At 45.8% G+C, this 26912-nt stretch carries 30 protein-coding genes; 6 read left to right on the forward strand and 24 right to left on the reverse strand.

Translation table 11 applies throughout. The features are described from left to right. Window positions 1-22: 22 nt before the first annotated feature. The 12 genes from gatC to NST94_RS25800 form a co-directional block, all read right to left on the reverse strand. Window positions 23-310 (reverse strand): Asp-tRNA(Asn)/Glu-tRNA(Gln) amidotransferase subunit GatC, encoded by a 288-nt coding sequence (gene gatC / locus NST94_RS25745; RefSeq protein ID WP_036680166.1) that lies wholly within the window; start codon window positions 308-310, stop codon window positions 23-25. A 249-nt stretch (window positions 311-559) separates the two neighbouring features. Continuing rightward, window positions 560-943, reverse strand: a complete 384-nt coding sequence (locus tag NST94_RS25750; RefSeq protein ID WP_036680170.1) for a hypothetical protein — start codon at window positions 941-943, stop codon at window positions 560-562. A 147-nt stretch (window positions 944-1090) separates the two neighbouring features. After that, window positions 1091-1861, reverse strand: a complete 771-nt coding sequence (locus tag NST94_RS25755; RefSeq protein ID WP_076128640.1) for an ABC transporter permease subunit — start codon at window positions 1859-1861, stop codon at window positions 1091-1093. Next, complete coding sequence (locus NST94_RS25760) at window positions 1858-2772, reverse strand: ABC transporter ATP-binding protein (RefSeq protein ID WP_076128642.1); 915 nt, start codon at window positions 2770-2772, stop codon at window positions 1858-1860. The genes NST94_RS25755 and NST94_RS25760 overlap by 4 nt, the downstream gene beginning before the upstream one ends. Then, on the reverse strand, window positions 2772-2963 hold the full coding sequence (locus NST94_RS25765) for a PLDc N-terminal domain-containing protein (RefSeq protein WP_036680175.1): 192 nt from the start codon (window positions 2961-2963) through the stop codon (window positions 2772-2774). Before NST94_RS25765 ends, NST94_RS25760 begins: the two co-directional genes overlap by 1 nt. A 52-nt stretch (window positions 2964-3015) precedes the next feature. Further along, on the reverse strand, window positions 3016-3231 hold the full coding sequence (locus NST94_RS25770) for a hypothetical protein (RefSeq protein ID WP_036680176.1): 216 nt from the start codon (window positions 3229-3231) through the stop codon (window positions 3016-3018). Beyond that, entirely contained in the window at window positions 3228-3557 is a 330-nt protein-coding gene (locus tag NST94_RS25775; protein WP_076136947.1) for a YxlC family protein, read from the reverse strand. The genes NST94_RS25770 and NST94_RS25775 overlap by 4 nt, the downstream gene beginning before the upstream one ends. After that, a complete protein-coding gene (gene sigY, locus NST94_RS25780; RefSeq protein ID WP_076179762.1) occupies window positions 3544-4089 on the reverse strand; it encodes an RNA polymerase sigma factor SigY in 546 nt (181 codons plus the stop codon). Before sigY ends, NST94_RS25775 begins: the two co-directional genes overlap by 14 nt. Window positions 4090-4634: 545 nt before the next feature. Further along, window positions 4635-5264 carry an MBL fold metallo-hydrolase gene (locus NST94_RS25785; RefSeq protein WP_076208640.1) on the reverse strand — a complete coding sequence of 210 codons (630 nt, stop codon included), beginning with the start codon at window positions 5262-5264 and terminating at the stop codon, window positions 4635-4637. A gap of 4 nt (window positions 5265-5268) precedes the next feature. After that, complete coding sequence (locus NST94_RS25790) at window positions 5269-5835, reverse strand: thioredoxin family protein (protein ID WP_076128653.1); 567 nt, start codon at window positions 5833-5835, stop codon at window positions 5269-5271. Next, window positions 5832-6446 carry a DedA family protein gene (locus NST94_RS25795; RefSeq protein WP_036680184.1) on the reverse strand — a complete coding sequence of 205 codons (615 nt, stop codon included), beginning with the start codon at window positions 6444-6446 and terminating at the stop codon, window positions 5832-5834. The genes NST94_RS25790 and NST94_RS25795 overlap by 4 nt, the downstream gene beginning before the upstream one ends. A 350-nt stretch (window positions 6447-6796) precedes the next feature. After that, window positions 6797-7555, reverse strand: coding sequence for a glucose 1-dehydrogenase (locus tag NST94_RS25800; RefSeq protein WP_248549639.1), 759 nt, complete (start codon window positions 7553-7555; stop codon window positions 6797-6799). A gap of 216 nt (window positions 7556-7771) precedes the next feature. Here NST94_RS25800 and NST94_RS25805 point away from each other — a divergent pair, with 216 nt between their 5' ends. Further along, window positions 7772-8110: an autorepressor SdpR family transcription factor gene (locus tag NST94_RS25805; protein ID WP_051491108.1), complete on the forward strand. Its 339-nt coding sequence runs from the start codon at window positions 7772-7774 to the stop codon at window positions 8108-8110. Further along, window positions 8110-8766, forward strand: coding sequence for an SdpI family protein (locus NST94_RS25810; protein WP_076303468.1), 657 nt, complete (start codon window positions 8110-8112; stop codon window positions 8764-8766). Before NST94_RS25805 ends, NST94_RS25810 begins: the two co-directional genes overlap by 1 nt. Here NST94_RS25810 and NST94_RS25815 read toward each other — a convergent pair. From NST94_RS25815 to yyaC, 6 genes are all read right to left on the reverse strand, one after another. Continuing rightward, on the reverse strand, window positions 8755-11334 hold the full coding sequence (locus NST94_RS25815; RefSeq protein WP_339281422.1) for an O-antigen ligase family protein: 2580 nt from the start codon (window positions 11332-11334) through the stop codon (window positions 8755-8757). The genes NST94_RS25810 and NST94_RS25815 overlap by 12 nt on opposite strands. 992 nt (window positions 11335-12326) lie before the next feature. After that, window positions 12327-13517: an SAM-dependent methyltransferase gene (locus NST94_RS25820; protein WP_076303094.1), complete on the reverse strand. Its 1191-nt coding sequence runs from the start codon at window positions 13515-13517 to the stop codon at window positions 12327-12329. An 88-nt stretch (window positions 13518-13605) separates the two neighbouring features. Next, window positions 13606-14424: a PhzF family phenazine biosynthesis protein gene (locus tag NST94_RS25825; protein ID WP_254849012.1), complete on the reverse strand. Its 819-nt coding sequence runs from the start codon at window positions 14422-14424 to the stop codon at window positions 13606-13608. Then, complete coding sequence (locus tag NST94_RS25830) at window positions 14424-15095, reverse strand: DUF6483 family protein (protein ID WP_248549635.1); 672 nt, start codon at window positions 15093-15095, stop codon at window positions 14424-14426. Before NST94_RS25830 ends, NST94_RS25825 begins: the two co-directional genes overlap by 1 nt. A gap of 194 nt (window positions 15096-15289) precedes the next feature. Further along, on the reverse strand, window positions 15290-16096 hold the full coding sequence (locus NST94_RS25835) for an alpha/beta hydrolase (protein WP_076128663.1): 807 nt from the start codon (window positions 16094-16096) through the stop codon (window positions 15290-15292). Window positions 16097-16204: 108 nt separating this feature from the next. Further along, on the reverse strand, window positions 16205-16729 hold the full coding sequence (yyaC, locus tag NST94_RS25840) for a spore protease YyaC (RefSeq protein WP_248549634.1): 525 nt from the start codon (window positions 16727-16729) through the stop codon (window positions 16205-16207). Between the two features lie 143 nt (window positions 16730-16872). On the opposite strand from yyaC, the gene NST94_RS25845 reads away from it, so the two are divergent. After that, complete coding sequence (locus NST94_RS25845) at window positions 16873-17097, forward strand: DUF1128 domain-containing protein (RefSeq protein WP_036680203.1); 225 nt, start codon at window positions 16873-16875, stop codon at window positions 17095-17097. 131 nt (window positions 17098-17228) lie between these two features. Here NST94_RS25845 and NST94_RS25850 read toward each other — a convergent pair whose 3' ends face one another. From NST94_RS25850 to NST94_RS25865, 4 genes are all read right to left on the reverse strand, one after another. Beyond that, entirely contained in the window at window positions 17229-18233 is a 1005-nt protein-coding gene (locus NST94_RS25850; protein WP_076185432.1) for an asparaginase, read from the reverse strand. Between the two features lie 307 nt (window positions 18234-18540). After that, window positions 18541-19377 (reverse strand): sugar ABC transporter permease, encoded by an 837-nt coding sequence (locus tag NST94_RS25855; RefSeq protein WP_076128667.1) that lies wholly within the window; start codon window positions 19375-19377, stop codon window positions 18541-18543. Further along, on the reverse strand, window positions 19374-20681 hold the full coding sequence (locus tag NST94_RS25860) for a sugar ABC transporter permease (RefSeq protein WP_076128669.1): 1308 nt from the start codon (window positions 20679-20681) through the stop codon (window positions 19374-19376). The genes NST94_RS25855 and NST94_RS25860 overlap by 4 nt, the downstream gene beginning before the upstream one ends. Before the next feature lie 18 nt (window positions 20682-20699). Next, a complete protein-coding gene (locus tag NST94_RS25865) occupies window positions 20700-22049 on the reverse strand; it encodes a maltose ABC transporter substrate-binding protein (RefSeq protein WP_254847769.1) in 1350 nt (449 codons plus the stop codon). Between the two features lie 446 nt (window positions 22050-22495). Between NST94_RS25865 and NST94_RS25870 the strand changes: the two genes are divergently transcribed. The 3 genes from NST94_RS25870 (at window position 22496) to NST94_RS25880 (ending at window position 25494) form a co-directional block, all read left to right on the forward strand. After that, window positions 22496-24262, forward strand: coding sequence for a glycoside hydrolase family 13 protein (locus NST94_RS25870; RefSeq protein ID WP_305953968.1), 1767 nt, complete (start codon window positions 22496-22498; stop codon window positions 24260-24262). Between the two features lie 253 nt (window positions 24263-24515). After that, window positions 24516-25013 (forward strand): YtxH domain-containing protein, encoded by a 498-nt coding sequence (locus NST94_RS25875; protein WP_076128671.1) that lies wholly within the window; start codon window positions 24516-24518, stop codon window positions 25011-25013. 148 nt (window positions 25014-25161) lie between these two features. Further along, window positions 25162-25494 (forward strand): DUF5665 domain-containing protein, encoded by a 333-nt coding sequence (locus tag NST94_RS25880; RefSeq protein ID WP_036680215.1) that lies wholly within the window; start codon window positions 25162-25164, stop codon window positions 25492-25494. Window positions 25495-25683: 189 nt separating this feature from the next. On the opposite strand, the gene NST94_RS25885 is transcribed toward NST94_RS25880, so the two are convergent. Continuing rightward, window positions 25684-26454, reverse strand: a complete 771-nt coding sequence (locus NST94_RS25885) for a sigma-70 family RNA polymerase sigma factor (protein WP_076128673.1) — start codon at window positions 26452-26454, stop codon at window positions 25684-25686. Beyond that, window positions 26451-26906: an anti-sigma B factor RsbW gene (gene rsbW, locus NST94_RS25890; protein ID WP_036680217.1), complete on the reverse strand. Its 456-nt coding sequence runs from the start codon at window positions 26904-26906 to the stop codon at window positions 26451-26453. The genes NST94_RS25885 and rsbW overlap by 4 nt, the downstream gene beginning before the upstream one ends. Window positions 26907-26912: the final 6 nt, after the last annotated feature.

A 26912-nucleotide genomic window follows, 5' to 3' on the forward strand; every position in this document is an offset into this window, starting at 1 on the left:
TTCCCCCTTTCTAATTATGTAGTTATTCCAAAACAGCTGGAACCTTGAAATGTCCGTCTTCATCATCTGGAGCGTTAAGAAGTGCTTCCTCTTGCGTAAGGCTATCCTTCACAACATCCTCCCGCATTACATTGCTGACTTGCAGCACATGCGTGGTCGGCTTTACATTCTCCGTATCTAGCTCATTTAATTTCTCGGCATATTGTAAAATAGCATTCATTTGTTCTGTAAAGGTTGCCTCTTCTTCCGGGCTCAGCTGCAGACGAGCCAGCTTGGCCACATGCTGCACATCTTTAACGGTAATGCTCATAAGAAAAATCCCTCCTGTTTAAAGGGCTAAAGCGCCCGGATAACGTTTTTAATTATATTGTAGAAGCTTGGACAATTCAATGATGGGCTGTAAAACAAACGCTCCTTTATCAAAGTGAAGGGGATTCCTACACATTTTAAAGGAACGTTTCGTTAGTATATTCATAGAGAAGGGTTTTGACAGTCAGTGATTTCACAGCATTTAGTAGCGGTATGACAAAACAAAAAAGCCGGCTTGCGCCGGCCTTCCTTAAATCCAAGCTCGAAGATTCACTTGTTTGATGAAATCCGCTTGGGACATGCTTTCGCTTGACGTTGATTCCGTCTCTTCTATATCCATATCTTCACCGTTCATCAAATGATGGAACAGCTTCTCATTGTACGTGGACAAAGCATAATCAATCAACGCTTCATGCGTTGCTCTCTCAGCCTCAGCTACTAATAAATGTTCTTCCGCCTCAATGTCCTCAGCCGGAACATAAAAGTTCCTATTAGCCTCTGGTACACGAATAACATAGTCAAACGCATTATCGGGATTGCGGTCGTAAGCAATTAGGTAGCCGTATTCCCCGATAGGAAGACTCTGCTCGAAAGCGTCCGCAACAATGACAATCTTCTCTCCTAAACGCAGCATCGCCCTACCTCCTAACCCCAAAATCTTTCAAGATTTTGCTTGTTTCAACAGTCTACTAAAAAAAGATAGAACTGTCTAGTTGAAGGCTGGCCGATCCTACAAATTCTATGAAAATATACTATATTTAATAAAAATATAACTTATGGTTCAAGCGGGTAAGTTATTCTTCCTTGTCAAAAGTGCAGCACCCACTAAACAAATCAAGATCAAAATAGCTGCTGAAAGATAGGGTCCAACCCTGAAGCCTTCTCCAGCCATAAGAATTCCAGCCGATAACCCGGAAAGACCCGCAGGTGCCCATTCAAACCATGAAGGTAATAAGCTTTGGCCTAATGATAATCCTGCCATTAGCGCCAATGCTAAAAAGGCGGCAACTGGAGATTTTAAAAATCCACTAAACAACAACGTAGCTGAGACAGCACATAACAGCCACAATCCATATACTCCAGAAGCTGCGATGACATCTCCCCAAGATAGTGAACCAATCAACTGCTCCGTGTAGTAAGCTGCGCCCGCTGCACCTAATCCTAGAGCAACGATCAACAGGGTCAGCTGCGCTGCCCATTTAGCGAACACTATTGCGGCTGGAGAAACCGGCCTTACCAGAATTAATTCCATAGTTCCGCTATAGCGCTCACCGGCTAAAACATTCATCGCGCCAAGCGCCAATACTAACATTCCGATCGTTCCGTACTGTCCCAGAGATTGCGCCATCACAGCTGCGGCACTCGGTATTTCATACCCCTCTAGCAGACCTGGGGGAACATCACCTGAAGCTTTTAATATTTCCGGCAAATAATAAGTAGTTAACGGCTGCATAATACCTAATAGGATAAAAACGACAGGTATCCAGATTAACTTATAACTGCGAGCCATTTCGAGCATTTCTTTGCGATAAAGGACCCAGGCGCTTCTCATACTCCCACCACCTTCATAAATAAATCCTCTAACGTGGAAGAACCCGCTTCAAATTGCAGTAATGGAATTTCGAGCTGCGCCGCTTCTTGCAGAATCGTCCATCGGGCCATGTCTACATCGTTCACATTAAAAATTGCCTGATCTCCGAACAACTGAGTCTCTAGTACAAACGGTTTGGCAGCAAGAGACTCCAGCCACTGAATAGCTTTTTCTTGCTTCTCTGTACGTAAACGAATAACAGGAAGGCTGTATTGTGTACGCAGCTGTGATAAAGACCCCTTCTCAGCAATCAAGCCCTGATTCATTAAAATAATATCATCGCAAATTTCTTCTGCATCATGCAGCACATGTGTAGAAAAAACTACAGTTGTCTCTTCACGTATCTCCCGCAGCAGTCCCATTACTTCTCTGCGGCCAATCGGATCAAGTGCAGATACAGGCTCATCAAGCAACAGCAGACGAGGCCGGTGCACAAGCGCCTGAGCCAGACCCAGCCGCTGCTTCATCCCACCGGAGTATCCACCAATCCGGCGACGAGCATCACCTTTAAGCCCTACACGCTCGAGCGATTCCAATGCCCTGCTGGTTGCGTCTTTAGTTCCCATTCCACTAAGCTTTGCAGCGAAAACAACATATTCATGTCCAGTCATCCAACCATAAAAAGCTGGGGACTGTGGCACATATCCTAATCCTCTGCGATATTCGGCTCCAGGACGGCTCCCCTCAAATGAAATCATTCCAGAGGTGGGTTCTAGCAGCCCTGCCAGCATACGAAGTGTGGTCGTTTTCCCAGCACCGTTAGGCCCCAGTAAAGCGACGCACCGTTCTTTCTCAATTTCAAAGCTTATATCATTTACGGAAATATGCGCCCCATAGCTTTTGCGCAAATTCTTAACTTGAAGGAGTGACATCAGACATCTTTCCTTCCTATTGTGAAATAAGCTACGCTGCCTAATATATTTCCGCAAATAATGATAATAATCCACATCCATTTTGGACCACGAACGTTATCCGCTTTGGCCAGAGATATCAGACCAATAATAGCAAGCAAAGCCTGCAGAATAATTAACGGCATGATTAAACCCCATTTTACCTCTTCCATGAAGTACCACTCCTTGTAATAAGATGAAAGGAACGAGCTTTTTACTAAAGCTTCACAACTGCTTCTTCCGTCTACGTCGATCAGGAAGAATAACAACAAGTAAGTAGACTAATGCGGGTGACGGAACTGTAGTAATCGCCCATAATCCCCAGAACCAAGCTTTTTTCCCTCGCCGTCTTGCGTCCCGGAACAGTAAGGTCCCCTGCAGCATTAACGCTACTGCTATGCCAAACCACAACCAAAGAGGCACATCCTGCAGCTCATTCATTCTTGTACACCTTCTCTATTTCTTCTGATCCTGGCGATCCCTAAGCCACCCAGTCCTACAATAGGAATGATCGCCTGAATAATCCAATAGATCATTGGCGCAGAAGTGAGAATGGATAAAAATGCGCAGATCAGGATCAATGAGACCCCCCAGAATAACAGTAGTTCTTTGCGTTCCCTTCTCTTTCTCTGCACAGCTGCATCAGCCATTAACCACTCCAGTTCCTGTAACGAAGGTGGGGTGATGTCATCATATTGCGCATCCAAACGTTCAAGCTCTTCAGTAAGCTTGTGCAAATACAGTTCTGGCTCCTTATCCTTCTCCATCCTCATTCAGCTCCTTTCGCAATTGGTTAAGACCAAGGGACACACGCGATTTGACCGTGCCAGAAGGAATTTGCATGATCACACCGATTTCTTCATAGCTATAGCCATAATAATGCTTCAGCAGCACAGCTACCCTCTGAGCAGAGGGTAGCTTGGAAATGGAATCAAGTACTTCACTCCATTCTTCCCCCCTGCTCTCAAACCGCCAACGAATCGAACGGGTGCCCTGCGCCTGCTGTTCCCGTTTCTTCCATTCTGCCTCACGTTTCCAGCGCCGCTTTCGATCGATAAATATTCTGGTGGCTATCGTAATTAACCAAGAGGAGAACGAAGAAGAACCGTTATAGGTATTGATTTTTTCCATACATCTGACCATCGTGTCCTGTACAAGATCCTCTGCCAGCAACGGATCCATAGTCACTTTGAGTAGATATTTGAACAGAAAAGTATAATGTTCTCGCAGCAGTGAAGACAGTGCTGAAGTATCTCCCTGCTGTGCCCGTCTGATTTTCTCCAGCGCCTGATCGCTCATCTGCCCCTCCATTCAGGATTTCGTTCTTATTTGTAATACGATTATGTATAGTGATTCGTTCAATGCGCTTTAATTTTATTTTTTGAGCTCCCAGAGCTTACGCCGCCATGGCTGAAGCAATCCTGCTTCAGCAGGGAAATGCCAAAAAAGAGGCGTTCTTCTAGGCTCGCCTCCTGAATTCACTGGTATTCTCCCATCCTTATTCTCAGATTGTATGTCCCTGCGTTCGATGGAAGTACAAAAACCGCCCTTTCCAGAACATTCTGAAAAACATCGGCATTTACTGCTGCAAAAACTAGTCCATTTCTCCTTGGAGTCATACCATCCGTAATCCAACGGGTAATATATATTCTTCTCCAATCTATTTCCCCCCATGCTTTTAAACCTATATGTAGACAAAAAAAGAACGCAAACCGGGATTAATTCCGCAGTCTGCGTGCTTCGCGAGGTTAATGTTACATTTAATTAACAATATTGTAGTCCTTTTGTATCCCTTTGTCTATCAAAAATTCCTCGATTCTTGTCAGTTCTACTAGAATGATTGTTTATTGAGGGATATAAGGGTTACGAACTTTTTCAAAACCGATGGTTGTTCGGGAGCCGTGACCTGGATAAACCTTCACTTCATCATCCATTTTGTACAGCTTGCCACGAATAGAATCGAACAAATCACGTTCCCTGCCACCAGGCAAATCGGTGCGCCCAACTCCCATCTTAAACAGCACATCTCCAGAGAATAAATCATTCCCGCAGAGGAAGCTGACACTGCCCGGAGAGTGCCCAGGTGTATGGTACACGCGGAAGGTATGTCCGATGAATTGCAGAACTTGTCCTTCTGCCAGATCATATTCTGCAGGATCTGTAGTCAAAGGAGGTGAAACATCAGGCCACATCAATGAACCATTCAGCTTAGGGCTGCTGAGCCATTCACTCTCTAGTGGATGTAAATAAACAGGGCATTTCTTAGCTTTACGAATTTCGTCTACGCCGCCCATATGGTCAAAGTGCGCATGGGTCAGCAAAATAGCCTCGATCTCCATCCCTTCAATACTCCGCACTAATGCCGCAGGATTCATACCGGGATCAATAATGATACCCTTCGTTGGATCCGCACCTGTCAGCAAGTAGGCATTGGTCTGAAGCGGACCTAAATTAAACGAACGTATATTTAGCATTGGTCTAGAATCCGGAAATCAGACTTCGCAGCTCTTTTGCGATAACTGCCTGTGATTCCGTTCCTTCCCCATAAGCTTGCCCCATAGCCTTACGTACTTCTGCGATTTTGCTGTCGTAATCAGCGGCCTCGCGATCAGGATTCTCACGTTTGAACTCTCTCATTAGGCTCTGCACATGCTCTGGACGAGGGCCCCAATGTCCAAGCACATATCCGCCGGTATCTGCAAAGATCACAATCGGAACAGATCTTCCGCCCATGGTCAAAAATTCATCCATAAGCTCCTGGTTCTCCTCCAAAATGAATACCTCTGTCTTCATTCCGGCAGTCTCCAAAATACGGAATACCGCAGGGACATTACGAACTACATCTCCACACCAATCAGCGGCAAGGATAAGTACCCGCAAATCATCACGATGGTTCAGGCTTTCAAAAAATTCCTTGTCACTCTCATCTTCCCAAGAAAACTTCTCATACCAGGATTCAAAAGCCTGCTGGTTCTTCGTCATGCTTTCTACAAATTGGCGCGGTGTAAGACCTTTTCCAAATTTATGAGCTACATTCGGTTTCATTTTGCAGTCCCCCTCTTCTTGGATTTAAACCACTTATACACAAAATAAATGATGATTAGTGCTAACGCTACGAGAATAATTTCGTTGGTATACTTAGCTGCTACCTCGTCAATATCTTCCCACTTATTCCCCAATGTCATACCGAGATATACGAACAAAGCACTCCATGGAATAACAGCAAGTGTAGTCAATAAAGTGAACTTACCTAAAGGCATACGAGAAATCCCCGCTGGAACGGAAATGGCATGGCGAACAACGGGAATAAAGCGTGCCGTAAAGATTACGCCTGTCCCATATTTATTGAACCACTCTTCCGAATGATCAATATGCTTTTTTTGGATAAGAATATATTTCCCGTATTTCTCCAGTACAGGCCTGCCCCCATAACGGCCAATCCAATATACAAAGATCTGGGCAATCACTCCGCCTATCGTACCAAACAATACTGCGCCGAAAAAATTAATATCTCCACTCCATACCAAGAAACCACCGAAAGCCAATACAATTTCACTAGGAATAACTTCAATCATCAGTCCGATCATAATCCCAAAATAACCAAGACTCTGAATCCATTCAAATAATGTCGAGATCAGATCAGAAATAAAATGCAAACGTGCTCCTCCTCCCTTTTCCGCAGAATATGGCTACATGTATCAAGCTAATCGCCTTTGGCATCTTTATAAGACACTAAGCGTTTAAGCGAGTGAAATATAAGAACATAAAAGCATAGATACTAATCTTATACTTTCTTATATTTTTAAAAGCTTTGCCGCTCTGCTATATTTTCCAGTTTCTCTTAGCCTATTCTAGCACAAGCAACCTTATCACTTCTACTTACGCGGCAAGCAGCTTCCATCTTCCAATCCATACTTAAAAAGAGTTTGAGTAATAGGCATAAACAAAAAAGGTGAACAAATTCCACCAATAAAGGGAAAATGAACACCTTTTTATCTGCGCTCAATCAATAAGCCATCCAGCCGGCATCCGCCGTTATCACCGATCCATTCAAAAAGCTTGCAGCATCTGAAGCTAAAAATAAAGCTACCGAAGCAATCTCACTGCTCTCCCCTGTCCGTGGCATCGACTCCATACCTTCGCCCGCTTTTTGACTCCCAAAAGGACTTGGATCAGACAGATCAATATTTGTCTTTACCCCGCCCGGTGCTATGGCATTACAGCGAATTCCAAGCTTAGTGTATTGAAATCCTATATTTTTGGTCATCCCGATTACAGCATGCTTAGAGGAAGTATAAGCCACTCCCGCACGCGAGCCCGCTAAGCCGCCAATAGAGGCTACATTGATGATACATCCGCTTTCCTGCGCCATGAAAATCGGCAAAACCTTACGAATGGCTCTCATCGGACCGGTTACGTTGACCGCAAGCACCTGCTCCCATAAGTCATCAGTGATCTCGTGCGCTGGCGTCATTTTATCCATAATTCCGGCATTATTAACAAGGATATGAAGGCCTCCGAACTGTGTGGTTGCGGCATCAATCATTCGCTGTGTGTCCTCTTCCTTCGAGACATCAGCCTTTACGGGGTAGACGACTCCGTGTCCCTCACCCTTTTCCGCCTTTTTGGCTACCGCTTCTACATTCGCCAGATGGATGTCCGCAGCAATCACTTTAGCACCCTGTCGGGCAAAAAGCAGAGCAATCGCTTCTCCGATCCCCGATCCTGCACCCGTAACAACTGCGACTTTATTGGTTAGTATCATATATCCGCTCCTCTGCATCGTATGTTCGGTGCATCAAGGAATGCATGCCCTTCGTTAGTATGAACAGGAGGAGGCTTTGAACGGTCCTTAATTTTAAAGATTCGGTGACACTTTTACACACGCTATTGCTAAGTGAATACTGCATTGACAGCTATTAAAACAAAGAGTTATTATATATTTAGATAATTATTTAAATATCGAAAGGCAGGGTGGAATATGAATGAATCCTTCAAAGCACTAGCTGACCCTACCCGTCGCCAAATCATTCGGTTACTAAGGGAGAAAGATCGAACCGCAGGTGAAATCGCAGATTTTTTCAACATGTCTAAGCCAAGCATTTCTCACCATCTGAATGCGCTGAAGCATGCCGATCTTGTACAGGATGAGCGAAAAGGACAATTTATTATGTACTCGCTAAACACAACAGTCCTCGAAGAGGTTCTCGGTTGGTTATTGGAGCTCACTGGGACAGGTAAGCAAACGGAGACGGAGAGTAAATCACTGGACGGAAAGCAGCAACGTCAGGATATCGATTCCAAAAAGGAGGCGGATTAATGATGAAAGATTTCAAATGGAGATGGCAGGATACCCTCATCGTAATATTAGGTTTAGCTACATTAGCCTACGCTCTGATCAATTACAGCAAGCTTCCGCAGGAGTTACCGGCACAATTTGGAATTACGGGTAAGGTCAACAGATACTGGGACAAAAATATAGCTATTTTTGTGTTCGGAATCTTAGGCATTGTGCTCCCGCTGATCATGCAGTTCACACGCAGCATCGACCCTAAGCGGGACAATTACAAAAAATTCGAAAATGCCTATGCCATGAGCAGACTTACTATTGGGATGCTTTTTAATCTAATGCTGGTGCTATCGATTGCTTACGGTCTAGGTAAAGATATAAACGTTGGGAAGATCGCCATAGGAGCTGTTGGAATAATGTTTATTGCTCTTGGCAACTACATGCCACAGGTAAAAGATAATTACTTGTTTGGGGTTCGTACAGCCTGGACGCTCGCCAACCCTGAGGTATGGCGAAAAACACATCGCCTATCCGGGATAATGTGGATGATCGGTGGCCTACTTATTTTTGCAGGAGCCTTTTTGAGCGGAGCCTTGTCTCAGCTTCTTATTATTACGGCACTCGTACTTGCAATTATCGTGCCCATTCTCTACTCCTGGATGATTTCACGTCCGCTAAAATCGTAAAGCCAACATACTAAGCCGTCGACTCAAGTCGTCGGCTTGTTCTGTCATTTGGAACTCACGGTCATTATGTTTCCCTCCTTTATTAGCCTCCTCTTCTGCCAACTTTCTATATTCCAGAAGCAGTTCATTCCCAGAGGCGACGCAGACTAGGCCTTCCTTTCGATTTCCTTCTGCAAGCTTTTTTTGCCCCATAAGAAGCATCCCTTCAATCGCCTTCACCCACTTGGCATTGTTGTACTTATCCAGCCTAAGGCTCTGGCCTATCCAATATAACGCTGCCCCCGGATGGTCACTGCTCATCCATCGTTCAGCCAGCTCCCAGCTTAAGCTGGCATTCTCGGGAGAATACAACAAACTCTGCCGAAGCAGACTCACGCTCTGTTCACCCGAGAGCAGCCTAGATAATGCTATAGCCGTTCGAGGTGACCGGGGATTCCACCCCAGCGATTGCTGTAGCAGCTCTACCTTCACCGAAGGATTCACCGACATAATCGCTTGTCGAAAGAACTTCTCTCCTTGAGCGGCGTGAAAAGATAGCATCCCCAGCATAAGTGAATAACAACATGCCGCAGTTCCGATTAGTCGGCGAAGGCGGATTTGGGGCTGTTTCTTGGGTGTGGAGTTAGCGATTAGCGGATTCGCTGGTGTAGGGACATTGGTAAGCGGGTTCGTAGATGTGGAGTTAGCGATTGGTGGATTCGCAGGTGTAGTGACATTGGTGAGCGGGTTATGAGTGATTAGCGGATTCGCAGGTATAGTGACATTGGTGAGCCAGTTCGTAGATGTGGATTGAGCGTTTAGCGGATTTGCAGGTGTAGTGACATTGGTGAGTGGGTTCGTAAATGTGGATTGAGCAATTAGCGGATTCGCTGGTGTAGTGACATTGGTGAGCGGGTTCGTAGATGTGGATTGAATTGGCAGCTTGGTCTCAGACTGAGGGTGGGTTAGCGCAGATTGATGTTTCTGCTTATCCTCAGCCAGAGCAAGCGCTGGCAGCCAGAATAGCAGCAGCCAAAATAATCCGTAGCTCCAGTCAAAATCGACGACGCTGTGTAAGACGATGACCAGAAATGGCGGCAGCAACCGCGGCGATTTAGTAGCCAGCAGCCAGCCTGCTGCCAACAGCATAAGGAGTATGGCTGCAAGACCAACGAATCCTAAGTTCAACAGGATGTCAAGGTATCCATTATGCACCTGGCTGCCTACATAAGGGCGAGATTGGGCGGCAAGGTAGGCATGCCGCCAAGTCTCACCCCCACGTCCCAGCCAAGGTGCCTCTGCCGCTAGCCGCCAGGCGTCGCGGTAGAACAGCCCGCGTGCGGATACCGTCGATGACGGTCCGGTAATCCGCTCGCGCACGTGCAGGAGGACGGCGATCCCCGCCGCCGTCCAACCCGCCGCCGCCAATGCCAGCATGGCGGCTCGGGCAGTGCCCGCCGCGCTGCGCTGGCGGCGGCACAGCCACAGGCCGGCTAGCAGCGCGCCGGCCCAAAGCCCGGCCAGCAACAGCAGGCCGGGCACAGGCTCTACCGCCAACCCGGCACGGGCCAGTTGGCGGTAGAGTAGCGCCGCGGCGGCCACGGGCGCGGCGCCAGCAGCAAGAAGCGGCGCGATTAGCTGCCGCTTCCAGAGCAAGACGGCGGCGCAGGCGCAAGCCGCCGTCAGCCATGCGCCGCGCGACTCGCTGAGGAGCAGCGCGGCGGTGTACGGGAACAGCGGCAGCAAGCGCAGCAGCGCGGCGGTCGTGCTTCCCGCTTTTCCCTGCTCCGCTTCCACGCCTCCTGCCCCTTTGCTCCTCCGTTCTGCTTCTGCGCACTCCATCCCCAGCCCAACACTTCTTGCTCCCAACATATTCACGCTCTTTTTTGGCTCCCCGTAATAAACAGCAACAGCAAATAGCCGTTCCAGCAGAAAAACAGCCATCACAGCACCAAAAGCATTCGGATATTCCATCAATCCTGCTAACCTAACCCCTGTGGCGCTCACTTCCGATGAATTGCTGTAGGCCACAGCGAAAGGCAACTTTACCACTCCACAAACAGCCAACAAAGCGCTCATGCTCAAAAACATACCCGCCATAGACCAAGTTACATTTACAATCCGCCGCCCCACCCGGTTCACCGCCCAAAAACAAACCAATAATGCAAAGCTAGCATACAAGCCCCACCGCAGCATTTCATTCATAGTTCCCTGGGAGGAAAGCGGCCCGCGCAACCAATGAATCACATAAAGCGATAGAATAATTAAAGGGACGCTTAATAATATTCTTAACGCTTTATTTTCTCCACTAACTTCACTAACTTCACTAACTCCATTGACTCCCGTAATACCTCTTACTGCATCTGCACCTACTCCTCCCCCACTTTTTCTGCATGCGCCAACCCCAACAAGATAATAAAGCGAGCACGCACAACACAGCACAAACCATAAGGTTAGAAAGGGATACATCTCCTCAGTAAAAAAAAATCCCCGCAACAAACAAGCACCCACCCCAGCCGCTATCACTAAGGCTCCACAAATATATGCGGTTAATGATTCCAGACTCCGGTCTTTTTTAAAACGCCACATTTAGATACCCCTGTATTCGTTAATTTATCTCTATCCTTTCCACATTTCACTTATACAAGACTAGAACGCAAAAAGACGATACCTCTCCACAAAGGAGCCGTACCGCCCTAATTCCCATAAAAAGCTATATAATTGTAAAAAGTGCAGCTATTCCCGTGCTCTCGCTGCTTACTTCCACTTTAATTGTACTTTGTGCAACTGTTTTTCGAGAATCCCGCCATATGTGGAGTATTGTTCATTTTTAAGTGTACAAAGTGCAACTAAATCACTAAAATGCAGCTTCAGAGCATATTTAGTTGCACAAAGTACAACTAAACCAACTCGCCATTAGATCACACTAGCCGTACCGTCCTCACCATTGGATCGCACTCACTGCACCATCCTAACCATTAGATCGCACTAGCTGTACTATCTGAATTCCCATCCAAAAAAGCTATATAGTTGTAAAAAGTGCAACTAATCCCGTGCTTTCGCTGCTTACTTCCACTTTAATTGTACTTTGTGCAACTGTTTTTCGAGAATCCCGCCATATGTGGAGTATTGTTCGTTTTTAAGTGTACAAAGTGCAACTAAATCACTAAAACGCAGCTTCAGAGCATATCCAGTTGCACAAAGTACAACTAAATCAACTCACCATTAGACCGCACTAGCCGTACCGTCCTAACCTTTAGATCGCACTCACTGCAACATCCTAACCATTAGATCACACTAGTTGCACTATCCGAATTCTCATCAAAAAAGCTATATAATTGTAAAAAGTGCAGCTATTCCCGTGCTCTCGCCGCTTACTTCCACTTTAATTGTACTTTGTGCAACTGTTTTTCGAGAATCCCGCCATATGTGGAGTATTGTTCATTTTTAAGTGTACAAAGTGCAACTAAATCACTAAAATGCAGCTTCAGAGCATATTTAATTGCACAAAGTACAACTAAACCAACTCGCCATTAGATCGCACTCACTGCAACATCCTACGCTTTCTACCTTAATATCCTCTACCCTTCTACCGAACTCTCAGTAGGAAGCAGATCCGCGCATACGCGTTCGAGGTAGGGTTTTGCTCCCAGAAAATCGCGGAATGCGGTGTATTCGCGCCATTTGACGGAGTTGTCCCCGGCTGAGCTCTTAACGGCACGAATCAAAATGTTCTTCGGTGTATTCTCCAGATCGATGAATTCCAGCAGCTGGCTGCTATAACCCATCATGTCGAGCAATTTGGCGCGAATGGCGTCTGTAGCCAAGGCGGAAAAACGCTCTTTCAATATGCCATGCGAGAGCATAGGGCTCATTACTTCATTTTCGATTTGTGCGAATAATTCATGCTGGCAGCAGGGCACGGACAAAATAACAGACGCTCCCCAACGTACTGCTTTTTCAAGGGCAGCATCGGTAGCTGTGTCGCAAGCATGAAGTGTGATCACCATGTCCACCTGCTCCAGCTCATTATACTCGGCAATGTCACCCACGAAGAACTTCAAGTGATCATAACCGATTTTGGCAGCAAGTTCGTTACAATGCTCAATCACATCTGCTTTTAAATCTAACCCAATGATATTAAGCTCCCGCTTCTTGCGAACGGTCAGATAGTGATACAGCGCAAAGGTCAAATATGATTTTCCACAGCCAAAATCCACAATCGTCAACGGTCGGCCTGTTGGCAGATCGGCAAGCACGTCCTCTACCATCTCCAGAAAACGATTGATCTGCCGAAACTTATCATATCTTTTGGCCAGCACTTTGCCTTCTTTATTCATGATTCCAAGCTCCACCAGAAATGGCACAGGCTCTCCATCCTCCAGCACATAACGTTTGCGACGGTTGTGAGCTAGATCCGGCTCTTCCTTTTTACTTGGAGACTTGGTTAGGATTGATACTTTGAATTTCTTACTAATAAGCACCTGATAATCGGCTTCTACTGTACACAACAAACCTTGCCGATAAGTTTCTCTAAATAAAAGAGATATTTCTTCCGCCGCTAACTCTGCGGGTACGTTGCGATGTTCTACCTTTGTACCAATATAGGACGCAAACTGATAATGCAGCTTCCCCTTTAGTTCAACAGGTTTAACCTGCACTTTGGTACAATTTTCGCCTTTATAACGTACTTGACTTAGGGTAGCCGTAATCAAAGTACGGTCATTAATTAGTTGTTCAATTAGAGCTGTTAAAGATTCCACAACGCACATCTCACTTTCGGGATTAAAAATGGAGAATCTATGTCTCCTAACCATCATCGTTCATTATATCACGTGTTAACAAGGGGCGTTCCTTGTTCTAGCAGGGCTTAACATGCAGCTCTCCACTAACTATAGTTAATGCTCGCCCAGACATCTTAATCTCGTCTTTACTTACCTCTAACTGAAGCAAACCTCCACGTTTCGAAGCTTGATAAGCGGTCAACTGCGTACGATTGAGTCTATCCGCCCAAAAAGGTGCCAATGCAGTATGCGCTGAGCCTGTTACCGGATCCTCATTCACTCCTACCTTCGGCGCAAAAAAACGTGATATACAATCAATACCTTCGATAGAGCTTTCTGCGGTAACCGCGAAACCTCTCCCTTCAAGCCCGGATAAAGCTCCGAAGTCAGGGCTGAGTTCGCGAACCCGGGCTTCCTGATCCAGTCGTACAAGTACATTGTCAGCATATCGCATAGTTTCCACCACATTGGCTTCTGCAATACCAAGTGCTGCTGCGAGACCTGAAATTACAGGAGAGGGTTGAAGCTGATAAGGCGGGAAGTACAGTGAGATCAAATCTCCTGAACGAGAAGCTCTGAGCAACCCACTGCGTGTATAGAACCTTGCTTCCATGTCAGGCGCTAGCAATCCGCTCTCCCATAGTACATGCGCACTTGCTAGAGTCCCATGCCCACATAGCTTGACCTCAACTTTAGGTGTAAACCATCGCAAGCGGTATCCATCTTCCTCTGGCCAGAGAAAAGCTGTCTCTGACAAGTTCATTTCCGCCGCTGTCTTCTGCATATAACCTTCATCGACAGGATGCTCCAGTAAACATACCGCCGCAGGATTGCCTGAATAAGCCTGTTCTGCAAAAGCATCGATAATATATAAAGGGATATTCATCGTATTCATCAGCTTCCTGCTTCCTTTCGTATCGCTGTTACCCTGCCCCACTCTTTTAACCCCTGCTCTACTTCCTCCAGAGGAAGGGCACCTTGTTCCAATTCTGCAGATGATTTGAGCAGCAGCCGATTGTACAGCTTATCCCCTTCTATTACAACATCTTCTCCTTGCTCCCACAGCCGGTAGAGGCTGTCCTCCGCTTTACTATATCGTCCTACCGACTCCATATACTCCAACAGTAGCCGCTCCGTTTTAGACGGGAGACGATAGGCCTGCACATCCTGCAAGAGTTCATCAATTTCCTGAGTCATATGCAGCAGCTCCCTGTCTGCTCCATGAAGATCCGCGTACAAATATAAATGTAAAGCTCTCATACTTCTAAATAATGCTGCATCCTTATCGCCATTTGCCGCATAAATGCTGCCTTCTTCCTTCAGCAGTTTGGCCAGACCTTGAAGCTTATCGGACTCAACCACACCGCCAAAACGAAACATATCTATGATATCTTCTACAGATAGTGAATTTAAAAGACGTGAATTCAGCGGAAAATGCCGGTTCAACAGCTCATCGATTTCCCATAAAGCTTCTGTCGTCTTCCGTTCCTGCTTCAGAGAAAATACCTTGGCAACCATCGCCGTCATATCTTCGATCATCCGGACAATATAGTCTCTTCGAAACATGCAATTCCTCCTTTTCCGTACTGTGGTAGCAAAAAATTCAGGACTCAGAGCACTTAAGTTATTCTATTGATTTATCTTAAACCATTGCCGAATTCTATGCCAGTTAAGGAGAATACCAGATCATTAGATAGCCCTTAAAAAAAGAGGCAGCACACGCCATAATGGCGCCGTGCTGCCTCTTTGTAGATGATTTTTTATACGCGGCTATTGTCTAAAACGGAAGCCTGAACAAAATCCTTTATGATCTCGGCTAATCGTTCAGGAGCTTCAAAAAGACTCATGTGGCCTGCACCCGATATCGTTGCTTGCGTTATATTCGGTTTATCCGCAGTAAAGGTTCGTTCAGCAGGAATCAATCCATCCTGCTCGCCAGCAACAAGCAATACCGGCAACGTAGTGGCCGTAATTACATCCCGTCGATCTGGACGCTCACGCATCGCCAGTGCAGCTCCTGCCGCTCCTTGTGGAGGCGTTTTGTAGCCGATTTCTTTAGCGCGCTCCAGCAGCTGTGGAGATGCAGAAGCGGTTGCTTCAGCAAACAATCCTGGTACGAAGCTGTCTACGAAAGGAGTAATCCCTTCATTTTGAATCGCGCTGACACTCTTCAGTCGTTTTTCCTTAGCTTCTTCACTATCTGGATAAGCAGTAGAATGAATTAATCCAAAGCCTTTCAATCGAGAAGCATAACGCTGAGCAAACGATAGCGTAATATATCCGCCAAGCGAATGACCAAGCATGATGCATTCAGCAATCTCCAGCGAATCTAACAGACCCAGAACATCATCTGCCATTTGTTCAATACTATAAGGTCCTAATGGAGCTTCCGAAGCTCCGTGACCACGTAAATCGGGAGCAATCACTCGGTAGCCGCTGCTTAAGACAGGAATGACTTGTTCCCAATATTCAGCGCTTCCACAAAAGCCATGCAGCAATACAATAACTTCGCCTTTCCCCTGATCACTGTAGCATATATTGCTTCCGTCACAACGAACTCTTTCCATGGCTGCTTCCCTCTTTCTAGAATACTAAGATAATGTGTCTAATATCTATTATTAAGCAAAACAGCCCGCCTTGAAACGGACAACTTATTTTTAAGTGCCCAATGGGTACTACTGGAGTCCGAATCCTTTTGCTGCCGCTATAGCGATATGTTCTGCCATAACCATCACTCTATGCAGTGGAGTGGTCTGCAACGTTCTATAGGGTTTCGGGCCATTCATATCTACAACGGCCGCCAAACTATAGTGACCTACGGCTGGAAGATTTGCCCCCACCGATTGTGCAGGCTGTAGTGGCTCACTCGAAACGAAGTAATATCCAAGCGCGATCGGAGGACCCAGACAAGCATCTACCGCAACTACAATATGCCCGGAGGGAATCTCAGCCACTCTGGCCACCAAGTTATCTGCATCGCAAGGAGACGGCAACGTACCGATTACATGTCGGAAGCCATGTTCCACAAGTTTGCTGCCCGTCAGCGGACCGAGTGCATCTCCTGTAGACCGATCTGTTCCAATGCACAGGAACGTGACTTCCTCGGCGGAATGCAGAGCAGCTATTTCCATGAAAAAGGACACTAATCCAGCATCGTCCATTTTAATGCGTTTTCCGCTTCCCTGTTCTCTGATTGCCAATACATTTCCTCCCTTCGATGATATTTTTGATCTCATGCCTTTAATTTAACATGATTTCAGTGAACCCGACAAAAAAATGGTGGTCAAGCTGCCAAACATGGTAAAATACATGAATCAGTATACAGAGAGGATGTTTTAACCTAATGGATTTAACAAAGCCTAGTCAGGAAAATGTTGAGTATATGATCGAGGCTATCAAGAACAAATTAAAAATGGCCAGTGCCGCGGCGATGCAAGCCTCCGCTTTTTCAGTAGATCATTATGAAGATATCTATGATGTTTATGAGGTAGCCATGGGCAGTGACAGACTGAGTATTTCTCAGGTGGAAGCACTCGTCTCCGAACTCGGCCGGCTACGTCATAAATAATAGTTCTCCCTATTACAAGAAGAACCGATGTTGCCGTCCTTTAAAGATGACCACCGCTTCTCGTAGAAAAAAGCCCTTCGCTGCGTATCCAGAAGATGGATTCGTAGTCGAAGGGCTCTTTTTATATGATCCTACTTTATGAAATTAAGCTTGAACTCGGTATCCGCATGGCCTACTCGTGTACCCCCGTCATTGTAAATCACGCCTGAAAATGCATTGCGCAGCTTTTCCAAGGTATTTTTCTGACTATAACCAATTTGATTTAAAATTCCCTGTACAATAAGTCCCCACTCTTCTTCCGACCCATCCAGAATCTTGAAGGCAATCCCCAGTCGCTCACGGCGTAAGCCGAAGCAATACACACCCTTAAATCCACCCTTAGCAATAATATTATCATCTTCCAAAAGAATAGAATCAAGGCGACCAGATCCAGAAACCATCTCCGGATAAGCATTCATTGCCGTTGTAATAGTAGTAACCGCTTTGCGAGTAGCTTCATCTGCAATCAAATCCGGATTGGCTAATTTCAAATAGGCCGTCGCCAAGGCGGTCAGAGGCAGAGCAAACACCGGCAGCCCGCATCCGTCCGTACCTAAACCGATACTGTCTGGGGCCACACCGGCCATATAAGCAATGGTGGAGATAATCTCACGCTGCACCGTTTGCTCCGGCTGTGAGTATTCTTCAAGCGGCAAACCTTTGAGCTTACTGTAAGATAAGATACCCATGTGCTTGCCCGCACAGTTATGATAGAACTTTCTTTTGCCCGCACCACGAATGGCGTTCTCCCTGCTGGAATAATCCAGTGGGTAACTCGTTGCACAGATCATTTGTTGCTCATCGATGCCAATCTTGGAGGATATGCTCTCTAGCGCAGCTACATGGTAGCTCTCTCCCCGATGAGAGGCGGTCATCAGGGCAACCTCTGCGGGTGTAAAGCCGTAATGCTCCACAATCCCCCCACGTACGCCTGGAATAGCCTGAAGGGGTTTAGCAGCTGAACGGGTGAACGATACAAATTCCGGATCACCTGCATACCCCTTTAAATTTCCGTTCTCTCCTACGATGGCAATATGCCCACTATGGACACATTCCAGCAAATCCGCCCGATACTCTCGTACTAATACGGTTTCCATGATTTCTCTCCTCTTTTAACTAGATGCTCTATAACTCACAAGGACTTATTAGTATTCACATTTAATAAATGCTAGAAAATAACCCCGTGCTCCGGGATTTTTCAGTACTCTACAAACTCCCTTAAGTGTTGGTTCCATGAGGAATTCTACTCCTATTTTCATTATTCTTCAATCCTGTCCCCACCAAGAAGATTTTAGAAACCGGATAAAATATAAAAAACCGCTTCCTTCTCAGAACCTTGATCTCTGAGTAGAAAGCGGTTTTTATGGAATTCAGCGTAGCCTCACAAGGGTAGCGCAGTTCGTCTTATCCTTTGCTTGCACCTGCGGTCAGGCCATCCACCAAGAAACGCTGTAGGAAAATGAACAGCAGCGTGACTGGGAGAGCGACCAATACCGCTCCGGCAGCGAACAACGTAAACTCGGTTGAGTTACTTTGGTTCACCATCCGGTAAAGCCCAACGGCGAGCGTTCTTGTATCCTCCGTGCGCAATACAAGGTCGGCGAATATAAAATCCACAAAGCAGCCGTTGAAAATCATAAGGCTGGCATAGGTGAGCATCGGCTTAGATAACGGGATCATGATAGAAAGAAATACTTTCATATGACTCGCCCCATCCATTCGCGCAGCATCTTCCAAGCTTTTAGGAATCGTATCAAAAAAACCTTTAGCCACAAAAACATTCGTGATAATAGCACCGCTGCTGTACACGAGCACAAGTGCCCAATGAGAATTCAGTAGCCCAAGTGTGTTCAGCAGCACGTAAACTGCTATCATAGCCATAAATCCCGGAAACATCTGCAGAACTAGGAGCGTGGTTAGTGTAGTTTTTCTGCCCGTAAATCGATAACGAGAAATGGCGTACGAAGTCAGCAGCAGCAAAAAGGTGCCGAGCAGCGTAGACAACGCCGCAATCTTTAGCGTATTCATGAACCATAACAAATATTTAGTTTGCTCAAACAGTTCCTTGTAATGAACAAAGGTGAAATTCTTAGGAATCAATGAGTCACTGAACAAACTGTTTCCTGTTTTGAAAGAAGACATAATAATCCAGAAAGCTGGGAAAAGACTAATAAAACTGAGCACAATCAGCAATAAATGGCTTCCAAACGTTTTTAACGCTTCCGTCAGTCTTAGCTTCATGCAATCATATCCTCCTCTTTAAAGGATCGCGTCCGCCGGTAGCTCCAGATGGAGAATGTCGCGACCATCAGGAAGATGACAATCCCGATGACAGAAGCAAAGCTGTACTGTGACTGGTTCAGCGCCAGTTTATAAAGCCAAGTCACCAGCAGGTCAGTGTGGCCCGCGTACTGGTAGTTGGGATTAACCGGTTCTCCGTTAGTCATTAGATAAATGACATTAAAGCTGTTAATGTTGCCGGCAAACTGCATAATCAGGATAGGCGCGGTTGCGAACAATACCATGGGCAGCGTAATCATGCGGAATTTATAAAATGACCCAGCACCGTCTACTTCTGCCGCTTCATACATATCCTTCGGAATTGTTGTCAGCACCCCGAAGGCCAGAATCATGGTCACCGGAATGCCGATCCACATATTAGCCAGAATTACAGTGACCTTAGCCCAGAAAGGATTGGTTAGCCAGGCCACACCCTCCAGTCCCAAGGCTCTTAAATAACTATTGATCGGTCCGAATTGATTATTGAACATATTGCGCATGACGAGCAGAGAAATCATATTGGGAATAGCGAAAGGAACGATCAGAAGTGTGCGCCAAAGCTTTTTGCAGCGGACACGGGGCTGGTGAATAAGTACTGCAATGAGCACACCTCCAATGTAAGTCGTCGCAGTAGCAATAACCGCCCAGATCAAGGTCCAAGTCAGCACTCCACCAAAGGTGGAACTCCAGACATCCAGACTAAGCATTTTATTAAAATTACCGAAACCCACCCAGTCTACCAGATGTGCTGGCGGTAAAATCGGGTCGGCATAGTTCGTAAACGCCAGCAGCACCGAAAAAACAAGTGGTAATATCGTCAGAAAAACCACGGCCACAAAGGGAATCGCGAGGACAAGATAGGCAAAATTCCTCCGCCCCATAGCTCTGAGCGATTCAGCGAATGAATGAATGGGCTCTTTCCGGTCCCGTGCAGCTCCAACTAGGAATGCATCTCTGATGTTCAGTAAATGAAAAGCTGTATAAAAGAGCAGCGCCAGCAATGCCATTAGACCATTGATCATCATAAAAATGGAGTGGTCGCCTTCCACCATCCGGGTTAATTTGCCTACCTTGACCATACGGCTTGGAAATTCACCAAGCGTAATTAAGCCATGCAAATGTCCCATCAGATCATGAGCAATATAGTAGATTCCAGCAGACCCCACCAGCAGGAATACCAATCCTTTCAGCCACTGCCGGTTGTAGAACTGGCCCAGTCCCGGAATAATAGCCGAGAGTAGCGCTGCGCCTGTTTTTTTCCTCATGGTTAAATCACCTGCCCTTTACTTCGACTCCAGATCGGCCTGAATCGTGGTTACAGTCTGATCCAGCGTCTGTTTAACATCAAGATTTGAGTCGTTCCACAGGGACACAAACGCTGCTTTTAGGGGTTCCCAGACCGATTTAATTTCTGAAACGGAAGGCATTGGAACGGAATTTTGGAATTGCTCGAAGAATCCGCCAATAATAGGGTCATCTTTGATTTCCGGCGCTTCTCCAGCCTCTATACTCGCAGGAATCGCTCCCGTCATCTCAAAATTCTTAAGCTGATTCTCCTTGTTGCTTGCAAAATGTGCGAACAAACGGCCTGCGACCGGATATTCCGTATATGAGTTGACATAATACGATTTGACCCCGGAGAAAGAAAGACTGTCTTGACCGTCAGGTCCCTTTGGAAGAGGAGCCACACCCAGGTTAACATTTTCCTTAAACGCCGCTATGGACCACGGCCCGTCGATATTCATCGCCAGCTTACCTTCCTGGAACAACTGTGTTTTCACGTCATAAGTGATATCTCCTGCATTCAAAGGCAGAATTTTTTTGAGGCTCTGCAGAAACGTAAACCCTTTGATAGTGCCCTCATTGTTCAATCCAATATCCTTGAAATTCGTATTGTTGTCTCCGTAAATATATCCGCCGAAGCTGCCAATAAACGGATAGCTGTAATATCCGACGAATTCCCACATGATTGCAAATTTGTTTTCCTTCGGATTGTTGTAAGTATCTGCAAAAGCAATCACATCATCCCACGTTTTAGGAGCGTCAGGAATCAGGTCCTTGTTGTAGAACAGCGCATAGGTTTCTACCGATTTAGGATAACCGTAAAGAATGCCATCATAAGACGATGCCTGAACGGCTGTTGCCACCATCGTTGATTTGGTTTCTTCCTCAAAAACATCATTTGGCAAAAGCAGCCCTGCTTTTACGGCTTGCCCGATCTGGTCATGGGGCAGAGTCAACACATCTGCAGCAAGTTTAGACGGACCATCCGTCGCCAGTCTTGCGCCTTGATCACCACCTGCCATTTCCTCAACTGTGACGGGAACACCATATTCTTTTTCGAAATCAGCAGCAACCTGCTTCATGTACTCAAGCTGCTCCTTGGCTTCCCAGACCATCAGTTTGGCCCCTGCTTCTGGTTTCATTTCCTCATCGGTGGTATTCTCTCCGGAAGTATTTGTCTCATTTGTGGTTCCCCCCGGCTCGTTCACTGCGGAATTCGGACTCGAATTCGGCTTTGATGCGGAGTTCCCATTGCCTGAACCGCATGCGGTGACCGTCAAAGTTAACAGCAGGCATAGGACTAAACTAAATGTTACCGCTTGCATTTTGGAACGTTTACTCTTCTTCATTTGCTCATCTCCCCTTCGTTCATGAGTGATTAAACCTAACCCGCATTGAAAAAAAGCATATAAAAAAGGTACAACCTCATTTGCACAAAGTGCCGAGGTTGTACCTTTCCAGGTAACAGTGCCTTTAATTTGAATGCGTGTTATGAAAAATCAAGTTCGTTCGCCCTCATTCTATAATATCCATAATTTTGATTGCAATCAGAGTATAAGTCCAAAAAAGACGGTTTAACAAAGTTTATCTTTTCTTTTCTTTTATTTTCTCTTTATCCCTACCACATACTAAATATTCCATATTGTAATTTCTTGTGAAATAACCTCTTGCTTTGCTCTTGAGGGTTATGGTAAGATGCAGACAAATTTAAAGGCAATGAAACCGCCAAGGGTTCAACCTCTGAAAATCATGAGGTTGGCCCTTTTTTGCGTTTACATGCCCGAAGGGATGGAAAATGAGTATGATTCAACCGGAAGCCGTTTATCACCGTATGGGACAAAATTGGTCATATGCCTACGATGAGTCTACACTTCATATTCGCATAAGAACTAAGCGGGACAACGTATCACAGATCGATCTTTTCTGTGGAGATAAATTTGGCTGGGACAAAACGCATGAGGTCATTCCAATGCAGCGCCTCGCTTCTGACGGCTTGTTCGATTACTGGCAAGCCTCCGTCCGTCCTGTTTACCGCAGACTCGCGTATTACTTTGCGCTTTATGACAAAGACGAAGTTCTTTATTTTTTAGAAAAAGGTTTTTATCCAGAGCCACCTGCTGTGGTATATGAAGGCTTGTTCGACTTTCCATTTTTGAATCGTGAAGATGTCCACTCCCCTCCATCGTGGGTGAAAGATGCAGTATTTTATCAAATATTCCCGGAGCGTTTCGCGAATGGGGATCCCACCAACGATCCGACAGATGTATTGGAATGGGGCGGCACGCCGAGTCCTCGGAATTTCTTCGGAGGGGACTTACAGGGTGTACTAGATCATTTGGATTATCTCTGTGAATTGGGCATCAATGCTATATATTTTAATCCTTTATTTGCGGCAACCACCAATCATAAATACGATACAAAAGATTATTACTTGGTCGATCCTCATTTTGGCACTAATACATTGCTGAAAGAGCTTGTGGACTCCTGTCATTCCAAAGGCATCCGTGTCATCCTGGACGGTGTCTTTAATCATTGCGGTCATACCTTCCCGCCATTTGTTGATCTGCTCGCGAACGGGCAATCTTCACGTTATGCGGATTGGTTCCATGTACGCGAGTGGCCGCCACAGGTCATCGACGGAATTCCCACCTATGACACCTTTGCATTTGAGCCTATCATGCCTAAGTTCAACACTGAGAATCCTGAAGTCATAGAATATCTACTGAATGCAGGCCGCTATTGGATCGAGGAAATCGGTATAGACGGATGGCGGCTTGATGTCGCAAATGAAGTCTCCCATTCGTTCTGGCGGCAATTCTGCAGTACGATCAAAAGCATTAATCCAGAAGCCTATCTCGTAGGAGAAATCATGCATGATTCCTTGCCGTGGCTGCTTGGCGATCAATTTGACGCCGTTATGAATTACCCGCTAACGAATATTCAAATTAATTTTTTCGCTCACGGACAGATCAATGCTGCACAATTCTCTCAGTCGGTTGCTACTATGCTAGCGAATTATCCGCAGCAAATTACGGAAGCCGCCTTTAATCTGCTAGACAGCCATGATACAGTTCGTTTCCTGACACTTTGTGGCGGTGACATCAGGAAGTTAAAGCTGGCCGTTTTGTTCCAGATGACCTTTCAAGGAGCACCCTGTGTTTATTATGGCGATGAAATCGGCATGGATGGCGGATACGATCCGGACAACCGAAAATGTATGGAGTGGGACTCCCAGAAACAGAATCAAGAATTGTTCGAATACTATCGCTGGACGATCAGCCTTCGTAAATCTCATCCCGCATTCCGGAGCAGTGGATTTAAAGCGCTGGAGATTCCGGGTTATCCAAAGCTGCTTGTATATGAGCGGTGGGACAAACAAAGCCGGTTCATAATCGTATTGAACAATGAAGATGTTATGGCCGAAGTCATCATTCCTGTAACCGGAGCAGACACAATATGGGTAAATCTAAAGACGCAGAAACGGACTGAAACCTCCACATCCCAGCTGCATCTGAATCTGCCTGAATTCGGCTATGCGGTACTCCAAGCCGTTAATGATTAATCCGTAACATTATAAATTCAATCGTGGAAGGATGGAGACATATGCTGCATATCACAGCCTGTCTTCGCCCTTCTTTTTGCGCATAAACAAATCTTGATAAAGCCTTAAAAAGGCGGTTTATATGACCTAAAGCCCTCTAGGTTACCGTATCCTCCCTTAAACTCCCGTAATCTCCCCCTTGCTCTTCAACTGTTTCAGCCCATACGCCAAAGTTTATATACGAAGTAAGATAAATTATAAGGAGTGATTGGTGATGAGTAACGTAGAACATGAAGTAGAGAACGGAAGCAGCTTATTAAAAGGTATCTTTATTGGTAGCTTAATTGGTGCCGCAGCAGCCCTGCTATTTGCACCAAAGCCTGGTCGTGAAATGCGCAGTGATCTGTCAGATAAACTTTCTCAAGCTACAGACAAGACCAAAGAAGTTGCTGGTGCCGTAACTGACAAAACCAAAGCTATTGCGACAACCGTTGGCGAAAAAGCAACCGATTTGGCTAGTACGGTGTCAGATAAAGCTTCTGATATCTATACCACTGTCAGTGACAGCAAACAACAAATTGCCGCCACTCTTCAAGAGGCTGGAAGTAAAATTGGTGACACTGTAAGTGAAGCCTCAAGCAATGTAAGCTCGGATGTTAAAGACGCCTCTAAAGACGTAGCTGATGAAGCTAAAGCATCCTCTAAAGAGGTTGCCAATCAGGCTAAGGATGCGAAAGAGGATGTAAAATCCTCCTATAAATCCAATTACTAATCTGCGGCATCATACAGCTATCACTTTAACAAACAACAGCCAGCTGACCGCAGCTGGCTGTTGTTTAGTTACACCTTTATTCACATCAGCAGATACAACTAGACATTTAATTAATGCCCGTTCGGGCTATAGAAAGCAGGGATGGCGCATGGCAGATTCAAATAACCAAACAAAACCTTATGAAATTGATGAACATCCTTTCGAGTTGCGACATGAAGTGAAACGCTTAAACAGTCGTCTTGATAAGATCGCTCACTCACTGGAAAAATCAGAATTCAAAGACATTCTCGACAACTATTCAGATCCGAAAAAAAGAATCATCACAAACCTGATGGCCGGTATATCTCGGGGACTTGGACTATCTCTCGGAACATTTGTAGTCCTTGGTTTATTAGGCTACATTCTTAGTCTTTTTCTTAATGTTCCAGTAATCGGAGAGTATCTTGGGGAAATTAAAAAATACATTGATGCTAATAGCTAACCGCAAGACTATCAATCTATTCCCCAACTATCGACCGCTTCCCCCGCTTGTCCGTCTAATCCTCTAGGTTGGACGGACAAGCGGGGGAATAAGTCTACAACAGTATACAAATAAAGGACATGCGGGTCTCCAGTCAGCGGAGAGAGGCATGTCCTTATCGTCGAAAATGTATATTACCCATACAGGAACTCAATAGGAAGAGTTGGCCATAATCTGCTTTAACTTCTCAGTGGCCCGCTTCTGTATGCGTGAAACGCTCATCTGTGATACCCCCAGCTTCTGGGCGATCGCCCGCTGGGATTGTCCATCTTGGAACGCTAACAGCAGCACCTGCTGCTCCTGTTCCTTCAATTGACCTAGTGCTTGTTGCAAATCCATACGTTTCTCTACGGTCTCGTAATCATTTGCGTCAGAGCTGATCAGCTCGCCTAGTGTGGCTCCTGTCTCCTCTTGAGAAAGGGGCGAGTCTAGGGAGACGTAATGATAACATTCTCTGCCCGCCAGTACTTCTACAGTTTCTTCAACAGACAAATCAAGATAATGAGCAATCTCATCCACCGCAGGCGAACGTTCCAGCTTCACTGTTAGTTCGTCAATCGCGTGTTGAACAAGTGCTCCCTTTTCTTTAATCCGTCTAGGTACCTGTATGTACCAAGATTTATCACGTAGGAAATTCTTCATATGTCCAATCATGCTTTTCATCGCATAGGGCTCAAAAGGGATTCCAAGGCTAATATCATATTGCTGTAATAACCGGATGAGCGCCATTTGCCCGACCTGATATAAATCCTCATACAAGTCGGGGCGGTTGCGAGAAATTTTTCCAGCAGCCATTTTTACCATAGGCTCATATTTCTTAATCAGCACTGTTGCGCGTTCATTATCCTTAGTCTGCTGATATTCCCAAATTTGGGTGACTGCTTCATTCATGGACTCGGGGGGAGTCACCTTATCACTCATACCTTTTCCTCGCTAAAGTTAAGGTGCTTCTTCAAAGTTACTACCGTCCCTCTTCCGGCCTCACTTACGACGCTCACGTCATCCATCAACGCTTGCATTAAGTAGAACCCTAAACCGCCGACCTGAACGTCACTTAACTCTTTATCATGCAGTGTCATACGCTCACTGGACGAGTCTTCCAAACCGTCAAAGCTCTCCCCCTCGTCTTTGACTGTAATGGATAGGGCACTTTCACCCACCTCAAAGATTACATCAACCATTCCGTCTTGTTGTCCATAGGCGTACAATACTGAGTTGTTACACGCCTCTGATACAGCTACCTTCATATCTTCAATATCTTCGTAGGTGAAGCCCATTTTTGAAGCAATACCATATAAATTCAACCTAACAATATCCACATACTCTGCGCTAGCCGGCAGCTGAAGAATTACTTTTTGCACATCATCACTCATTCTTTG

Origin of the sequence: Paenibacillus sp. FSL H8-0282 (assembly GCF_037963825.1) — a bacterium.
Classification (GTDB): domain Bacteria; phylum Bacillota; class Bacilli; order Paenibacillales; family Paenibacillaceae; genus Paenibacillus_AQ; species Paenibacillus_AQ odorifer.

Coding starts and splice junctions, on each gene's coding strand:
- NST94_RS25750 (WP_036680170.1), bottom strand. CDS start 943: ATGCTGCGTTTAGGAGAGAAGATTGTCATTGTTGCGGACGCTTTCGAG.
- NST94_RS25820 (WP_076303094.1), bottom strand. CDS start 13,517: ATGTGCGTTGTGGAATCTTTAACAGCTCTAATTGAACAACTAATTAAT.
- gatC (WP_036680166.1), bottom strand. CDS start 310: ATGAGCATTACCGTTAAAGATGTGCAGCATGTGGCCAAGCTGGCTCGT.
- NST94_RS25800 (WP_248549639.1), bottom strand. CDS start 7,555: ATGATACTAACCAATAAAGTCGCAGTTGTTACGGGTGCAGGATCGGGG.
- NST94_RS25790 (WP_076128653.1), bottom strand. CDS start 5,835: ATGAAACCGAATGTAGCTCATAAATTTGGAAAAGGTCTTACACCGCGC.
- NST94_RS25805 (WP_051491108.1), top strand. CDS start 7,772: ATGAATGAATCCTTCAAAGCACTAGCTGACCCTACCCGTCGCCAAATC.
- sigY (WP_076179762.1), bottom strand. CDS start 4,089: ATGAGCGATCAGGCGCTGGAGAAAATCAGACGGGCACAGCAGGGAGAT.
- NST94_RS25770 (WP_036680176.1), bottom strand. CDS start 3,231: ATGAATGAGCTGCAGGATGTGCCTCTTTGGTTGTGGTTTGGCATAGCA.
- NST94_RS25865 (WP_254847769.1), bottom strand. CDS start 22,049: ATGAAGAAGAGTAAACGTTCCAAAATGCAAGCGGTAACATTTAGTTTA.
- NST94_RS25875 (WP_076128671.1), top strand. CDS start 24,516: ATGAGTAACGTAGAACATGAAGTAGAGAACGGAAGCAGCTTATTAAAA.
- NST94_RS25885 (WP_076128673.1), bottom strand. CDS start 26,454: ATGAGTGATAAGGTGACTCCCCCCGAGTCCATGAATGAAGCAGTCACC.
- NST94_RS25810 (WP_076303468.1), top strand. CDS start 8,110: ATGATGAAAGATTTCAAATGGAGATGGCAGGATACCCTCATCGTAATA.
- NST94_RS25760 (WP_076128642.1), bottom strand. CDS start 2,772: ATGTCACTCCTTCAAGTTAAGAATTTGCGCAAAAGCTATGGGGCGCAT.
- NST94_RS25850 (WP_076185432.1), bottom strand. CDS start 18,233: ATGGAAACCGTATTAGTACGAGAGTATCGGGCGGATTTGCTGGAATGT.
- NST94_RS25845 (WP_036680203.1), top strand. CDS start 16,873: ATGGATTTAACAAAGCCTAGTCAGGAAAATGTTGAGTATATGATCGAG.
- NST94_RS25785 (WP_076208640.1), bottom strand. CDS start 5,264: ATGCTAAATATACGTTCGTTTAATTTAGGTCCGCTTCAGACCAATGCC.
- NST94_RS25880 (WP_036680215.1), top strand. CDS start 25,162: ATGGCAGATTCAAATAACCAAACAAAACCTTATGAAATTGATGAACAT.
- NST94_RS25825 (WP_254849012.1), bottom strand. CDS start 14,424: ATGAATACGATGAATATCCCTTTATATATTATCGATGCTTTTGCAGAA.
- NST94_RS25860 (WP_076128669.1), bottom strand. CDS start 20,681: ATGAGGAAAAAAACAGGCGCAGCGCTACTCTCGGCTATTATTCCGGGA.
- NST94_RS25755 (WP_076128640.1), bottom strand. CDS start 1,861: ATGAGAAGCGCCTGGGTCCTTTATCGCAAAGAAATGCTCGAAATGGCT.
- NST94_RS25835 (WP_076128663.1), bottom strand. CDS start 16,096: ATGGAAAGAGTTCGTTGTGACGGAAGCAATATATGCTACAGTGATCAG.
- rsbW (WP_036680217.1), bottom strand. CDS start 26,906: ATGAGTGATGATGTGCAAAAAGTAATTCTTCAGCTGCCGGCTAGCGCA.
- NST94_RS25765 (WP_036680175.1), bottom strand. CDS start 2,963: ATGGAAGAGGTAAAATGGGGTTTAATCATGCCGTTAATTATTCTGCAG.
- NST94_RS25830 (WP_248549635.1), bottom strand. CDS start 15,095: ATGTTTCGAAGAGACTATATTGTCCGGATGATCGAAGATATGACGGCG.
- NST94_RS25855 (WP_076128667.1), bottom strand. CDS start 19,377: ATGAAGCTAAGACTGACGGAAGCGTTAAAAACGTTTGGAAGCCATTTA.
- NST94_RS25815 (WP_339281422.1), bottom strand. CDS start 11,334: ATGTGGCGTTTTAAAAAAGACCGGAGTCTGGAATCATTAACCGCATAT.
- NST94_RS25870 (WP_305953968.1), top strand. CDS start 22,496: ATGAGTATGATTCAACCGGAAGCCGTTTATCACCGTATGGGACAAAAT.
- NST94_RS25775 (WP_076136947.1), bottom strand. CDS start 3,557: ATGGAGAAGGATAAGGAGCCAGAACTGTATTTGCACAAGCTTACTGAA.